The organism is Pseudomonas sp. SA233 (genome assembly GCF_054792385.1).
This window is the reverse complement of the sequence record NZ_CP096449.1, coordinates 1292031-1306578: the sequence shown is the minus strand read 5'-3', so window position 1 is coordinate 1306578 and position 14548 is coordinate 1292031. Positions and strand designations below refer to the sequence as shown.

The 14548-nt window shown below is 62.7% G+C and carries 11 protein-coding genes; all 11 read right to left on the bottom strand.

All coding sequences use genetic code 11. The annotated features are described in order from the left end of the window. Positions 1-29: 29 nt before the first annotated feature. The 11 genes from eno to lpxD all read right to left on the bottom strand — a co-directional run bounded on the left by eno (position 30) and on the right by lpxD (position 14548). Positions 30-1319, bottom strand: a complete 1290-nt coding sequence (eno, locus tag M1D87_RS06040) for a phosphopyruvate hydratase (protein ID WP_015269203.1) — start codon at positions 1317-1319, stop codon at positions 30-32. 153 nt (positions 1320-1472) lie between these two features. Continuing rightward, positions 1473-2318 carry a 3-deoxy-8-phosphooctulonate synthase gene (gene kdsA, locus M1D87_RS06035; RefSeq protein WP_015269202.1) on the bottom strand — a complete coding sequence of 282 codons (846 nt, stop codon included), beginning with the start codon at positions 2316-2318 and terminating at the stop codon, positions 1473-1475. A gap of 3 nt (positions 2319-2321) precedes the next feature. Then, entirely contained in the window at positions 2322-3950 is a 1629-nt protein-coding gene (locus tag M1D87_RS06030) for a CTP synthase (protein WP_004375437.1), read from the bottom strand. Between the two features lie 269 nt (positions 3951-4219). Continuing rightward, positions 4220-5503 carry a tRNA lysidine(34) synthetase TilS gene (tilS, locus tag M1D87_RS06025; RefSeq protein ID WP_409279754.1) on the bottom strand — a complete coding sequence of 428 codons (1284 nt, stop codon included), beginning with the start codon at positions 5501-5503 and terminating at the stop codon, positions 4220-4222. A gap of 141 nt (positions 5504-5644) precedes the next feature. Continuing rightward, positions 5645-6592 carry an acetyl-CoA carboxylase carboxyl transferase subunit alpha gene (gene accA, locus M1D87_RS06020; RefSeq protein ID WP_013971263.1) on the bottom strand — a complete coding sequence of 316 codons (948 nt, stop codon included), beginning with the start codon at positions 6590-6592 and terminating at the stop codon, positions 5645-5647. Between the two features lie 106 nt (positions 6593-6698). Further along, positions 6699-10223: a DNA polymerase III subunit alpha gene (dnaE, locus tag M1D87_RS06015; RefSeq protein WP_013971262.1), complete on the bottom strand. Its 3525-nt coding sequence runs from the start codon at positions 10221-10223 to the stop codon at positions 6699-6701. Positions 10224-10410: 187 nt separating this feature from the next. Next, entirely contained in the window at positions 10411-11034 is a 624-nt protein-coding gene (rnhB, locus tag M1D87_RS06010) for a ribonuclease HII (RefSeq protein WP_013971261.1), read from the bottom strand. Position 11035: 1 nt separating this feature from the next. Beyond that, positions 11036-12163, bottom strand: a complete 1128-nt coding sequence (lpxB, locus tag M1D87_RS06005) for a lipid-A-disaccharide synthase (protein WP_123084267.1) — start codon at positions 12161-12163, stop codon at positions 11036-11038. A 1-nt stretch (position 12164) separates the two neighbouring features. Continuing rightward, positions 12165-12941 (bottom strand): acyl-ACP--UDP-N-acetylglucosamine O-acyltransferase, encoded by a 777-nt coding sequence (lpxA, locus tag M1D87_RS06000; protein ID WP_322265351.1) that lies wholly within the window; start codon positions 12939-12941, stop codon positions 12165-12167. Beyond that, positions 12938-13378 (bottom strand): 3-hydroxyacyl-ACP dehydratase FabZ, encoded by a 441-nt coding sequence (gene fabZ, locus M1D87_RS05995; RefSeq protein WP_004375427.1) that lies wholly within the window; start codon positions 13376-13378, stop codon positions 12938-12940. Before fabZ ends, lpxA begins: the two co-directional genes overlap by 4 nt. A gap of 114 nt (positions 13379-13492) precedes the next feature. Next, entirely contained in the window at positions 13493-14548 is a 1056-nt protein-coding gene (lpxD, locus tag M1D87_RS05990; protein ID WP_013971258.1) for a UDP-3-O-(3-hydroxymyristoyl)glucosamine N-acyltransferase, read from the bottom strand.

The window sequence follows — 14548 nt, the reverse complement described above, 5'->3', positions numbered from 1 at the left end:
CCGGCTGCTGTCTTTTTACCATCTCTTGCTTAGCCGCGAAACTCGGCACGACCGCGGTAAACCGCTTTGGCACCCAGTTGCTCTTCAATGCGCAGCAGCTGGTTGTACTTGGAAACGCGGTCGGAACGGCACAGCGAGCCAGTCTTGATCTGGCCGGCAGCGGTACCCACGGCCAGGTCGGCAATGGTCGAGTCTTCGGTTTCACCGGAACGGTGCGAAATCACTGCGGTGTAGCCAGCAGCCTTGGCCATCTGGATGGCTTCCAGGGTTTCAGTCAGCGAGCCGATCTGGTTGAACTTGATCAGAATCGAGTTACCGATGCCCTTCTCGATGCCTTCCTTGAGGATCTTGGTGTTGGTGACGAACAGGTCGTCGCCAACCAGCTGCACCTTGGTGCCAATCTTGTCGGTGAGGATCTTCCAACCAGCCCAGTCGGACTCGTCCAGGCCGTCTTCGATCGAGATGATCGGGAAGCGCTCGGTCAGGCCTTTCAGGTACTCGGCAAAGCCTTCAGCGTCGAACGACTTGCCTTCGCCGGACAGGTTGTACTTTCCGTCTTCGTAGAACTCGGAAGCCGCGCAGTCCAAGGCCAGGGTCACGTCGGTGCCCAGCTTGTAGCCGGCTTTCTCAACGGCTTCGGCGATGGCGCCCAGGGCGTCTTCGTTGGAAGCCAGGTTAGGGGCGAAACCACCTTCGTCACCAACGGCGGTGTTCAGGCCACGGGCCTTGAGCACGGCTTTGAGGTGGTGGAAGATTTCGGTACCCATGCGCAGGCCGTCGGAGAAGGTCTTGGCGCCAACCGGCTGTACCATGAACTCCTGGATGTCGACGTTGTTGTCGGCGTGCTCGCCACCGTTGATGATGTTCATCATCGGTACCGGCATCGAGTACTGGCCAGGGGTGCCGTTCAGGTTGGCGATGTGCGCGTACAGCGGCAGGTCCTGGTCCTGGGCAGCGGCCTTGGCGGCAGCCAGGGAAACGGCCAGGATGGCATTTGCGCCCAGCTTGGCCTTGTTCTCGGTACCGTCCAGCTCGATCATGGCGCGGTCCAGGGCCTTCTGGTCGGCAGGGTCCTTGCCCAGCAGCAGGTCACGGATCGGGCCGTTGATGTTGGCGACGGCCTTCAGCACGCCCTTGCCCAGGTAACGGCTCTTGTCGCCATCACGCAGCTCCAGCGCTTCGCGCGAGCCAGTGGAAGCACCGGACGGCGCGCAGGCGCTGCCGATGATGCCGTTGTCGAGCAGTACATCGGCTTCCACGGTGGGGTTGCCACGCGAATCGAGAACTTCACGACCTTTGATGTCGACGATTTTTGCCATTGTTGTAAGCACTCCAGAATTGACGAAAACAACTTAGCTTAGGGAATTCTTGCCGTTCACCGGGCGGAATTGCAGTGGGCAGGCCGGGTGAAGGGAACCCCTGACCGACTGGTCAGGGGTGGATCGGACGGTACTTTACCCGAGAATTGAGCTTTACGCGGTTTCTACCGTCGGAAAACTTTTCACCAGGTCGTCCAGTTGCTTGAGCTGGGCCAGGAATGGCTCCAGTTTGTCCAGGCGCAGGGCACATGGGCCATCGCACTTGGCGTTGTCCGGATCGGGGTGTGCTTCGAGGAACAGCCCTGCCAGGCCTTGGCTCATGCCGGCCTTGGCCAGGTCGGTGACCTGGGCGCGGCGACCACCGGCGGAATCGGCGCGACCACCCGGCATCTGCAGGGCGTGGGTCACGTCGAAGAACACCGGGTACTCGAACTTCTTCATGATGCCGAAGCCGAGCATGTCCACCACCAGGTTGTTGTAGCCGAAGCTCGACCCACGCTCGCAGAGAATCAACTGGTCGTTACCGGCCTCTTCGCACTTGGTCAGGATGTGTTTCATTTCCTGGGGCGCGAGGAACTGGGCCTTCTTGATGTTGATCACTGCGCCGGTCTTGGCCATGGCCACCACCAGGTCGGTCTGCCGCGACAGGAAGGCCGGCAGCTGGATGATGTCGCACACCTTGGCTACAGGCTCGGCCTGATAAGGCTCGTGCACGTCGGTGATGACCGGCACGTTGAAGGTGCGCTTGATCTCTTCGAAGATCTTCAGCCCCTCTTCCATGCCCGGGCCACGGTACGAGGTCACCGACGAACGGTTGGCCTTGTCGAAGCTGGCCTTGAACACGTACGGGATACCGAGCTTCTCGGTCACCCGCACGTACTCTTCGCAGACCTTCATTGCCAGGTCACGGGACTCCAGGACGTTCATGCCGCCGAACAGGACGAACGGCTTGTCGTTGGCTATCTCGATGTTACCGACGCGAATGATCTTCTGGGTCATTGATCAGGCCTTGTTCTTCTGAGCCAGGGCTGCCTTGACGAAGCCGCTGAACAGCGGGTGGCCGTCACGCGGGGTCGAGGTGAATTCCGGGTGGAACTGGCAGGCGACGAACCATGGGTGGTCCTTGGACTCCACCACTTCCACCAGCGCGCCGTCTTCAGAGCGGCCGGAAACCACCAGGCCGGCATCGATCAGTTGCGGCAGCAGGTTGTTGTTCACTTCGTAGCGATGGCGGTGACGCTCGGTGATCACGTCCTTGCCGTAGCAATCGTGCACCTTGGAACCGGCCGCCAGCTGGCAGTCCTGTGCGCCCAGACGCATGGTACCGCCCAGATCGGAGGCTTCGCTGCGGGTTTCGACGGCACCGGTGGCATCGGCCCACTCGGTGATCAGGCCGACTACCGGGTGGCCGCTGTTGCGGTCGAACTCGGTGGAGTTGGCGTCCTTCCAGCCCATCACGTTACGGGCGAATTCGATCACGGCCACCTGCATGCCCAGGCAGATACCCAGGTACGGCACCTTGTTCTCACGGGCGTATTGCACCGCGGTGATCTTGCCTTCCACGCCGCGCAGGCCGAAACCGCCCGGCACCAGGATGGCATCGGCGCCTTCGAGCAGGCTGGTGCCCTGGTTCTCGATGTCTTCCGAGTCGATGTAGCGCAGGTTGACCTTGGTGCGGTTGGTGATGCCGGCGTGGCTCATCGCTTCGATCAGCGACTTGTACGCATCCAGCAGCTCCATGTACTTGCCGACCATGGCGATGGTCACTTCGTGCTCAGGGTTGAGCTTGGCATCGACCACCTTGTCCCACTCGGACAGGTCGGCGCCATTGCACTGCAGGCCGAAACGCTCGACGACGAAATCGTCCAGGCCCTGTGCGTGCAGCACGCCCGGGATCTTGTAGATGGTGTCGACGTCTTCCAGCGAAATCACCGCACGCTCTTCAACGTTGGTGAACAGCGCAATCTTGCGACGCGACGAGGCATCGACCGGGTGGTCGGAGCGGCAGATCAGCACGTCAGGCTGCAGGCCGATGGAGCGCAGCTCCTTGACCGAGTGCTGGGTCGGCTTGGTCTTGGTCTCGCCAGCGGTGGCGATGTACGGGACCAGGGTCAGGTGCATCAGCATGGCGCGCTTGGAGCCCACTTCGACGCGCAGCTGGCGGATGGCTTCGAGGAACGGCTGCGACTCGATGTCACCGACGGTACCGCCGATTTCCACCAGGGCCACGTCGGCATCGCCGGCGCCCTTGATGATGCGACGCTTGATTTCATCGGTGATGTGCGGGATGACCTGGATGGTCGCACCCAGGTAGTCACCACGACGTTCCTTGCGCAGTACGTGCTCGTAGATGCGGCCGGTGGTGAAGTTGTTGTTCTGGGTCATGGTGGTGCGGATGAACCGCTCGTAGTGGCCCAGGTCGAGGTCGGTCTCGGCGCCATCGTGGGTGACGAACACTTCACCGTGCTGGAACGGGCTCATGGTGCCCGGATCGACGTTGATGTACGGATCCAGCTTGAGCATGGTGACCTTCAGGCCCCGCGCTTCCAGGATGGCCGCCAGGGAAGCCGAGGCAATGCCTTTCCCCAATGAAGAAACAACACCGCCCGTGACGAATATGTAGCGCGTCATGAAAAACCCTAGAAGTCTGCGTTAAGGCGGCCAGCGCCGCCGGAGAAAGCGAAGGAAGGCCGAAGCCCCCGATCACCTGCGTCAATCACAGTGCATCTCGAAAAACTGCCGCGTCTGTACAGACCAGGGGTATCCCCGGCATGGAGCTCGCTCGTCATTTCCAGAATCAGCCCAGCAAAAAACTGCTTGGTAATCGGCAACTCCTGTGTTTTCGCGGAACCCACAGAAGCTGTATCAAGAAGGGAGGGTAGTCTACCCGAATGTACCCTTCAGCTCAAACCTTGCGCGTTCGTCGGCAACTGCCAGGACAGCTGGCAATCAGCCTGCACCAGCCCGGGCAGGTTGGCCACCGCCACCAAGCGTTCGCCCTGGTACAGCAGTGGCAGGCGCGGGCGCAGGAAAAGCGGCACCTGCAGTTCGTTTAACAGGCGCTTGAGGTCGCGTCGGCCGCGGCCGGGGACATCCAGCACTTCACCGCCCTGGCGGTAGGCAATGCGCAAGCCGTCCTGCGGCGCTGCGCCAACAAGACGCACCCTGCCGTTACCCGGCAACAGCAAAGGCTTGGCGGGATCGGCCCAGGCCAGTTCGCCGACGGGCAGCTGCAGCCAGTCACCACTCAACCACCAGATGCGGCCATGACTGCGCAGCAACTGCCCATCGGCAAGCTGCCAGGCGGGCCGGGCATCGGCCGCGGCATCGCGCAGGTCCGCCCAGCCGGCCCAGTGTCGGGTGTCGGGCAGCCGGGTACGGCGGCTCAGCCAGTACTGCAGGGCATTGCGCTGACGGGCCGGCGACAGCGCCACCAGGGAGGCCAGGTCGAGGGAGTCCAGCCCCGGCCAAGCCAGCGGCGCGCCCTCCCCGGCGAGCGCCAGGTCGTCCTGGGCAAGCTCGTCCAGCAGGCCTTGGGCTTCGCTCAGGTGCTCGGCGGCGCGGGCCAGGTTCTGGCTGGCCTGCGGCCAACGTTGCCGAAGCAGCGGAAAGACTTCGCTGCGCAGGTAGTTGCGGGCAAATTGTGTGTCAGCGTTCGTCGGATCTTCGATCCAGGCCAGCCCATTGACCTGGGCGTGGTCCTGCAGTTGCTGGCGGGAACAGCCCAGCAATGGCCTGACCAGGCTACCCTGCCCTAGCGCCCGCTGCCCCGGCATTGCAGCCATGCCACGCAGGCCTGCGCCGCGCAGCAGGCGGAACAGCAGGGTTTCGGCCTGGTCGTCGCGGTGCTGGCCGGTGAACAGGATGTCGCCTGGGCCGAGGGCTTGCCTGAAGGCAGCATAGCGGGCGTCGCGGGCGGCCTGTTCGAGGCTGGCGCCGGGGGTGACCTGGACGTGGATGACCTGGAGTTCGATGCCGAGATTGTCGCAGACGGTTTGGCAGTGGGCGGGCCAGGCATCGGCGGCGGGCTGCAGCCCGTGGTGGACGTGGATGGCGCGCAATGGAGGGGATGCGTGATTGCGGGCGTAGTCGGCCAGCAGGTGCAGGAGGACGGTGGAATCGAGGCCGCCGGAGAAGGCGATGTACCAGACTGGGGCGTTGAGCCAAGGGGTGAGGTTGATCATCGAACCCGCACTCAATTCGAGAATGCATTCGCGGGTGAACCCGCTCCCACAGGGATCGCGCCGTTTCAGAGGGCTGCGCAGTACCTGTGGGAGCGGGTTCACCCGCGAACACCGGCGAAGCCGGTGCCATTCATCTCGCTATCAGATACCGTAGCTCATCAGGCGATCGTAACGGCGGGCCAGCAGCGCGTCATGGTCGAGCTTGCCGAGCATGTCCAGCTGCTGTACCAGGTCGGCACGGATGCTTTCCGACATCTTCGCCGGGTCACGGTGGGCGCCGCCCAGCGGCTCCTGGATGACCTTGTCGACGATGTTCAGGCTCTTCAGGCGCTCGGCAGTGATGCCCATTGCCTCGGCCGCGTCAGCTGCCTTGTCGGCTGTCTTCCACAGGATCGAGGCGCAGCCTTCCGGCGAGATCACCGAGTAGGTGGAGTACTGCAGCATGTTCAACTGGTCGCACACACCGATGGCCAGCGCACCGCCGGAACCACCCTCACCGATCACGGTGGCGATGATCGGGGTTTTCAGGCGCGCCATCACGCGCAGGTTCCAGGCGATGGCCTCGCTCTGGTTGCGCTCTTCGGCGTCGATGCCCGGGTAGGCGCCCGGGGTGTCGATGAAGGTCAGGATCGGCATCTTGAAGCGCTCGGCCATTTCCATCAGGCGGCAGGCCTTGCGGTAGCCTTCAGGGCGCGGCATGCCGAAGTTGCGGCGTACCTTCTCGCGCACTTCGCGGCCCTTCTGGTGACCGATGACCATGACCGGCTTGCCGTCCAGGCGCGCAGTACCGCCGACGATGGCAGCGTCGTCCGAGAAATGGCGGTCGCCGTGCAGCTCTTCGAACTCGGTGAAGATGTGCTCCAGGTAGTCCAGGGTGTAAGGACGACGCGGATGACGAGCCAGGCGGGCGATCTGCCAGCTGGTCAGGTTGCCGAAGATGCTTTCGGTCAGGGTGTTGCTCTTGTCTTGCAGACGGGCAATTTCATCGCTGATGTTCAGCGAGTTGTCGTTGCCTACCAGGCGCAGGCCTTCGATCTTGGCTTGCAGGTCGGCAATCGGCTGTTCGAAATCGAGAAAATTCGGGTTCATAGTCATCCGTCTTGGGTCTACGGCCAGGCGGCCGGCCGGTTGATCCGTTTGGCGCCCTACCTTAAGGGATCAGGCGCATTCAGGTCGAGATTAAATTTTTGTCGGTTCAACGATATTGCAGGAAGACGTTCTCACGCCCGAACTGGTCACGCAGCGCCTGAATCAGCCCATCGGCCGGGTCGATAGCCCACTGCTCGCCGAACTGCAGCATGGCCTTGGCGTCGCTGCCGGTGTATTCGAGAGTGATCGGGCAAGCGCCGCGATGGCGGGTAATCAACTCGCCCAGCCACTTCAGCCGGTCGCCCTTGAGCGCTTCGTGTGCCACCTTCAGGCGCAGGCTCTCGGCCAGCTTGGTGCGCGCATCTTCCATGGTCATCACCTGCTTCACCCGCAGGCGCAGGCCACCGGAGAAGTCATCGTTACTGACCTCGCCTTCGACCACCACCATGGCATCGGTCTGCAGCAAGGACTGTGCCGCCATGAAGGCGTCGGCAAACAGCGATGCTTCGATGCGGCCGGAGCGGTCATCCAGGGTGACGAAGCCCATCTTGTCGCCCTTCTTGTTCTTCATCACCCGCAGGGCAATGATCATGCCGGCGATGGTCTGGGTATCGCGTGACGGCTTGAGGTCGATGATGCGCTGGCGGGCGAAGCGGCGGATCTCGGTCTCGTACTCGTCGATCGGGTGGCCGGTGAGGTACAGGCCAAGGGTGTCCTTTTCGCCCTTCAGGCGTTCCTTGAGGGTCAGTTCGCGCACCTTGCGGTGGTTGGCGTAGACGTCGGCATCCGCCTCTTCGAACATGCCGCCGAACAGGTCGACGTGCCCACTGTCAGCGGTGTGGGCGGCCTGCTCGGCTGCCTTGATGGCCTCGCCCAGCGCCGAGAGCAGGGTTGCACGGTTGATGTCGATGTTGGCGTGGTAGGCCTTGATCTCGTCATGGAAGTGCGGGCCCAGGCGGTCCAGCGCACCACTGCGGATCAGCGCGTCGAGGGTACGCTTGTTGACCCGTTTGAGGTCGATGCGCTCACAGAAGTCGAACAGGTCCTTGAATGGGCCACCCTGGGCGCGGGCCTCGACGATCGCCTCCACCGGGCCCTCGCCGACGCCCTTGATGGCGCCCAGGCCGTAGACGATGCGCCCGTCATTGTTGACGGTGAACTTGAAGTCGGAGAAGTTCACGTCGGGCGCGTCGAGGCGCAGCTTCATGCTGCGCACTTCCTCGACCAGCACCACCACCTTGTCGGTGTTGTGCATATCCGCCGACAACACCGCAGCCATGAACGGCGCCGGGTGGTGGGTTTTCAGCCATGCGGTCTGGTACGAAACCAGGCCATAGGCGGCGGAGTGGGATTTGTTGAAGCCGTAACCGGCGAACTTTTCCACCAGGTCGAAGATGTTACCAGCCAGGTCTGCATCGATATTGTTGTTGGCACAACCTTCGATGAAACCACCGCGCTGCTTGGCCATCTCCTCGGGCTTCTTCTTACCCATCGCACGGCGCAGCATGTCGGCGCCGCCGAGGGTATAGCCAGCCATCACCTGGGCGATCTGCATCACCTGTTCCTGGTACAGGATGATGCCGTAGGTCGGTGCCAGCACCGGCTTCAGGCCTTCGTACTGGTAGTCCGGATGGGGGTAGGCGAGCTCGGCGCGGCCGTGCTTGCGGTTGATGAAGTCGTCCACCATGCCCGACTGCAGCGGGCCTGGGCGGAACAACGCCACCAGTGCGATAAGGTCTTCCAGGCAGTCGGGCTTGAGCTTCTTGATCAGCTCCTTCATGCCGCGCGATTCAAGCTGGAACACCGCCGTGGTTTCGGCCTTCTGCAACAGCTCGTAGGTCTTGCGGTCGTCCAGCGGGATGAAGTCGATGTTTACATCGGGCAGGTTCTTCTTCGCCTGCTCGCGGTTGATGATCTCCATCGCCCACTTGATGATGGTCAGGGTCCGCAGGCCGAGGAAGTCGAACTTCACCAGGCCGGCGGCCTCGACGTCATCCTTGTCGAACTGGGTTACCAGGCCGCCGCCCTCTTCATCACAGGCGATCGGCGAGAAGTCGGTGAGCTTGGTGGGGGCAATGACCACACCACCGGCGTGCTTGCCGGTACCGCGTGTCACGCCCTCGAGCTTCAGGGCCATGTCCCAGATTTCGCGGGCGTCTTCGTCACCCTTGAGGAAGTCGCGCAGGATCTCTTCCTGCTCGTAGGCCTTTTCCAGGGTCATGCCCACTTCGAACGGGATCATCTTCGACAGGCGGTCGGCCAGGCCGTAGGACTTGCCCTGTACCCGCGCCACGTCCCGCACCACCGCCTTCGCCGCCATGGTACCGAAGGTGATGATCTGACTGACCGCGTTGCGGCCATAGGCTTCGGCCACATAGTCGATCACCCGGTCACGGCCATCCATGCAGAAGTCGACGTCGAAGTCGGGCATGGAAATACGTTCAGGGTTGAGGAAGCGCTCGAACAGCAGGTCGTAGGCCAGCGGGTCGAGGTCGGTGATCTTCAGTACATAGGCCACCAGCGAGCCAGCACCCGACCCCCGGCCCGGGCCGACCGGCACACCGTTGTTCTTGGCCCACTTGATGAAGTCCATCACGATCAGGAAGTAACCGGGGAAGCCCATCTGGATGATGATGTCCAGTTCGAACTTCAGGCGGTCCAGGTAAACCTGGCGCTTCTCTTCGTAGTTGGGCGTGGTCTCTTTCGGCCACAGCACTGCCAGACGCTCTTCCAGGCCTTCGTGGGACACATGCCGCAGGTAGTCATCGATGCCCATGCCATTGGGCGTGGGGAAGTCGGGCAGGAAGTACTTGCCCAACTGCACCTGGATGTTGCAACGCTTGGCAATCTCGACGGTGTTGGCAATGGCGTCGGGCAGGTCGCTGAACAGTTCGGTCATTTCTTCGGCCGACTTCAGGTACTGCTGGTCGCTGTACATCCTTGGACGGCGCGGGTCGTCAAGGGTCCAGCCCTCACCGATGCATACGCGGGTTTCGTGAGCATCGAAGTCCGATTGCTTGATAAAACGCACATCGTTGGTTGCCACCAGCGGAGCGCCGAACCTGTCGGCCAAGGCCACGGCAGCGTGCACATATTCCTCGTCGCGGGCGCGGTTGGTGCGCTGCACCTCGACATAGAAGCGCTCGGGGAACATCGCCATCCAATCCTGCAGCAGGGCCTCGGCTTCATCTTGCCGCCCCGCCAGCAAGGCCATGCCGATGTCACCTTCCTTGCCTGCGGACAGGGCGATCAAGCCCTCGCTGGCCGGGGCGATCCATTCACGCTGAAGGATCACCAGGCCGTTGCGCTGGCCCTCGGTCCAGCCGCGCGAGATCAGCTCGGTGAGGTTGCGGTACCCCTTGGGGTTCATGGCCAGGAAGCAGATACGCGACAGCGGTGCTTCCGGGTCGGCAGCGGCCAGCCACAGGTCGGCGCCGCAGATCGGCTTGATGCCCGCACCCATGGCAGTCTTGTAGAACTTGACCAACGAGCACATGTTGCTCTGGTCGGTGATCGCCACCGCCGGCATGTTCATCCCGGCCAGCGCCTTGGCCAGCGGCTTGATCCGCACCAGGCCGTCGACCAGCGAGAATTCGGAGTGGACGCGCAGGTGAACGAAGGGAACCGACATGGAAGATCCTGTAGCAGTGCTGAACGACAAGGGCGGGATTGTAGCTTAAATGAGGATGTTTTTTGGGGCTGCTTCGCAGCCCTTCGCGGGCACGCCCGCTCCCACAGGGATATCATCGCCCTCGGGAACGGCGCCATACCTGTGGGAGCGGGCGTGCCCGCGAAGGGCCGCAAGGCGGCCCCAGAGGTCAGATCAGGGAGTCGGTGACGCCTTCACGTGCGTCCCACGCGGCCCGCACCGGGGCAAAGGAACGCCGATGAATGGGCGTAGGCCCCAACCGTGCCAGCGCCTCGAGGTGCACCGGGGTCGGGTAGCCCTTGTGCCCACCAATGCCATAACCTGGGTAGATCAGCTCGAATGCGCTCATCTCCCGGTCACGGGTCACCTTGGCCAGGATCGACGCCGCCGCGATGGCCGGCACCTGGCTATCGCCCTTGACTACCGGCGACGCCGGTACGGCCAGTTTCGGGCAACGGTTACCGTCGATCAGGGCCAGCTTCGGTGTAATGTGCAGGCCTTCCACCGCGCGCTGCATGGCCAGCATGGTCGCATGCAGGATATTCAGGCGGTCGATTTCCTCGACCTCGGCACGCGCAATGCAGAAGCTCAAGGCCTTTTCGCAGATCTCGTCGAACAGCGCTTCGCGCTTGGCTTCGGTGAGTTTCTTCGAATCGTTCAGGCCGAGGATCGGGCGCGCCGGGTCGAGGATCACCGCCGCGGTCACGACCGCACCGCACAGCGGGCCACGGCCCACTTCGTCGACGCCCGCGACCAGGTCCTCGACCAGGTTGAAGTCCAGTCCAATTTGCATGTCAGCGGTCCTTGAGCAAGGCCAGTACCGCCTCGGCCGCCTGGTTGGAGGCGTCACGGCGAAGGGTGCGGTGAATTTCGTCGAAACTTCCGGTCTGCCGGCTGCCATCGGCTACCAGCGGCGCCAGGGTATTGGCCAGTGCTTCGCTGGTAGCGTCATCCTGCAGCAGCTCGGGTACCAGCGCACGCTGGGCCAGCAGGTTCGGCAACGAAACGTAGGGGCTCTTTACCAGGCGTTTGAGGATCCAGTAGGTCAGGGGCGCCAGGCGATAGGCCACAACCATCGGCCGCTTGTACAGCAGCGCTTCGAGGGTAGCGGTACCCGAGGCGATCAGCACCGCGTCACAGGCCGCCAAAGCCTGGTGCGAATGGCCATCGAGCAGGGTCAGCGGCAGCTTACGCCCTTCGAGCATCTGCTCGACCTGGGCGCGCCGCGCGGCATTGGCACAGGGCAGTACGAAACGCACGCCCGGTACCTGCTGGCGCAGCCTTTCGGCAGCATCCAGGAACAGTGCCCCCAGGCGCCCTACTTCGCCGCCCCGGCTGCCCGGCATCAACGCCACTATCGGCCCTTCGCCCAGGCCCAGCGCGGTACGCGCCGCAGGACGGTCGGCTTCTAGCGGGATGGTATCGGCCAACGGGTGGCCAACGAAGCGCACAGGCACGCCCTGCTCTTCATAGAACCGCGCCTCGAATGGCAACAGCGTCAGCATCAGGTCGCAGCCTTCGCGAATCTTCAGCACACGCTTCTGCCGCCAGGCCCATACCGACGGGCTGACGTAGTGCACGGTCTTGATCCCGGCCTGACGCAGTTTCAGTTCGATGTTGAGGGTGAAGTCGGGGGCATCGATGCCGATGAACACATCGGGTTTTTCACCGATCAGGGTCTCGATCAGCAGCTTGCGCCGCTTGAGCAGCTCGCGCAGGCGCCCCAGCACTTCGACCAGGCCCATCACGGCCAGGCGCTCCATGGGGAAATAGGATTGCAGGCCTTCGGCTTCCATCAAGGGACCACCAACGCCGATGAACCGTACATCGGGGTGGCGTGCCTTGATGGCACGCATCAAGCCTGAACCGAGAATATCGCCGCTGGCCTCACCTGCGACCAAGGCTACGCAAAGCTGGGCCATGTCAGCGGGTGATGCCGCGGGCGGAGTTCACGATCGACTGGCGGAACAGATCGACCTCAGGGTGCTTCGCAGCCAGTTCGTCCAGCTCCTTGAGCGCGTCTTCGACGGTCAGGCCCTGGCGATAGACAATCTTGTAGCAACGGCGCAGCACATGGATCACCTCGTCGCTGAAACCCCGGCGGCGCATGCCTTCGAAGTTCATGCTGCGGGCTTCGGCCGGGCTGCCGAACACGGTGACGAAGGCCGGGACATCCTTGCCGATCGCCGTGCCCATGCCGGAAAACGCGTGGGCACCGATATGGCAGTACTGGTGCACCAGGGTGTAACCGGACAGGATCGCCCAATCCCCCACGTGCACATGGCCGGCCAAGGCCGTGTTGTTGACCAAGATGCAGTGGTTGCCGATGACGCTGTCGTGGCCGATGTGGGCATAGGCCATGATCAGGTTATGGTTACCGACGGTGGTTTCCGAACGGTCCTGGACGGTACCGCGGTGGATGGTCACCCCTTCGCGGATCACATTGTGGTCACCGATCACCAGGCGCGTCGGCTCACCCTTGTACTTGAGGTCCGGGGTGTCTTCGCCGATCGAGGAAAACTGAAAGATACGGTTGTGCTTGCCGATGCGGGTCGGCCCTTTGAGCACAACATGCGGGCCGATAACGGTGCCCTCCCCGATCTCCACATCAGGGCCAACGATCGACCAGGGGCCGACCTCGACACCATCGGCCAGCCTGGCCGACGGGTCGATAATGGCCCGAGGATCAATCGAATTCATAGGGAGCGTTCCGCACAGGTGATTTCTGCCGAGCAAACGGGCTTGCCGTCGACCAGGGCGCGGCACTCGAATTTCCAGATCATGCTCTTGCGGCTGAGGAACTTGGCTTCCAGCACCAACTGGTCACCCGGCAGTACGGGCTGACGGAAACGCAGCTTGTCGGAGCCGACGAAGTAGTACAGGGTGCCATCGGCCGGTTTGGCGTCGAGCATCTTGAAACCGAGGATACCCGCGGCCTGTGCCATGGCTTCGATGATCAGGACGCCCGGCATGATCGGGTGCGCCGGGAAATGGCCGTTGAAGAACGGCTCGTTGATGCTGACATTCTTGTAGGCACGAATGCTCTGGGCCTCGTAGTCCAGCTCCGTCACGCGGTCCACCAACAGGAACGGGTAACGGTGAGGCAGGTATTCGCGAATCTCGTTGATGTCCATCATTTCGGGGGGGAAGCCTGTAATAAGAATAGGGAGCGCAGGTGCTGACCACACGCTCCTTTTGCAGTCCAAAGAGGAGCCAGCTAGCGACTGTTCACTCTTGCTCAGGGAATGGTATCAGCCTTCTGATGTCGGCTGGCCACCTGAGGTCACGGTATCGACGCGTTTTTCCAGCTGCTGGAGACGCTTGGCCATGTCGTCCAGGTGGCGGATACGCGCGGCGCTCTTGCGCCATTCAGCCAGTGGCTGCATGGCAGTGCCGGAAGAATAGGCACCCGGTTCAGTGATCGAACGGGTCACCATGGTCATCCCGGACACGAAAACGTTATCACAGACATCGATATGACCCACCATGCCGACACCTCCGGCAATGGTGCAATGCTTGCCGATGCGCGTGCTGCCGGAAATCCCGACGCATGCAGCCATGGCCGTATGCTCACCGATCTGCACGTTGTGGGCGATCTGGATCTGGTTGTCGAGCTTGACCCCATCAGCGATGCGCGTATCCGACAGTGCCCCGCGATCGACCGCAGTGTTGACACCGATTTCCACGTCGTCGCCGATGGTAACACCACCGATCTGGGCAATTTTGCGCCACACGCCCTTCTCGTTGGCAAAACCGAAGCCTTCACCGCCAATCACGGCACCTGACTGGATGACCACACGCTTGCCGATGGTCACATCGTGGTACAGGGTGACTCTCGGGGCCAGCCAGCCGCCCTCACCGATCACGCAACGGGCACCGACCACACAGTGTGCACCCACACTGACATTGGCCGCGATGCGCGCACCGCTTTCGATGACCGCGAACGGCCCGATGCTGGCACTGGCGTCCACCTGCGCGTCCTCGGCCACCACGGCGCTGGGATGAATACCCGCCACAGCCTTGGGTTTGGGGTCGAACAGGTGGGAGATGCGCGCATAGGCCAGATACGGGTCGGCGACGATCAGCGCATTGCCGGCAAAGCCTTCGGCGTCCGCTGCCTTCAGCAGCACCGCAGCCGCCTGGCTGCTATCCAGGAACTTGCGGTACTGCGGGTTGGCGAGGAAGCTCAACTGACCTGGGCCAGCCTCCTGCAAGGTGGCCAGCCCGGTAATCTGCAGCGCCTCGGGCCCCTTGAGAGTGGCGCCGAGGGCCTCGGCCAACTGGCCTAGCGTCATGGTCACGGTCAT

What these genes read in the sequence shown, in the direction of transcription:
- eno (WP_015269203.1), bottom strand. Translation starts at nt 1,319, where the DNA reads ATGGCAAAAATCGTCGACATCAAAGGTCGTGAAGTTCTCGATTCGCGT.
- kdsA (WP_015269202.1), bottom strand. Translation starts at nt 2,318, where the DNA reads ATGACCCAGAAGATCATTCGCGTCGGTAACATCGAGATAGCCAACGAC.
- M1D87_RS06030 (WP_004375437.1), bottom strand. Translation starts at nt 3,950, where the DNA reads ATGACGCGCTACATATTCGTCACGGGCGGTGTTGTTTCTTCATTGGGG.
- tilS (WP_409279754.1), bottom strand. Translation starts at nt 5,503, where the DNA reads ATGATCAACCTCACCCCTTGGCTCAACGCCCCAGTCTGGTACATCGCC.
- accA (WP_013971263.1), bottom strand. Translation starts at nt 6,592, where the DNA reads ATGAACCCGAATTTTCTCGATTTCGAACAGCCGATTGCCGACCTGCAA.
- dnaE (WP_013971262.1), bottom strand. Translation starts at nt 10,223, where the DNA reads ATGTCGGTTCCCTTCGTTCACCTGCGCGTCCACTCCGAATTCTCGCTG.
- rnhB (WP_013971261.1), bottom strand. Translation starts at nt 11,034, where the DNA reads ATGCAAATTGGACTGGACTTCAACCTGGTCGAGGACCTGGTCGCGGGC.
- lpxB (WP_123084267.1), bottom strand. Translation starts at nt 12,163, where the DNA reads ATGGCCCAGCTTTGCGTAGCCTTGGTCGCAGGTGAGGCCAGCGGCGAT.
- lpxA (WP_322265351.1), bottom strand. Translation starts at nt 12,941, where the DNA reads ATGAATTCGATTGATCCTCGGGCCATTATCGACCCGTCGGCCAGGCTG.
- fabZ (WP_004375427.1), bottom strand. Translation starts at nt 13,378, where the DNA reads ATGATGGACATCAACGAGATTCGCGAATACCTGCCTCACCGTTACCCG.
- lpxD (WP_013971258.1), bottom strand. Translation starts at nt 14,548, where the DNA reads ATGACCGTGACCATGACGCTAGGCCAGTTGGCCGAGGCCCTCGGCGCC.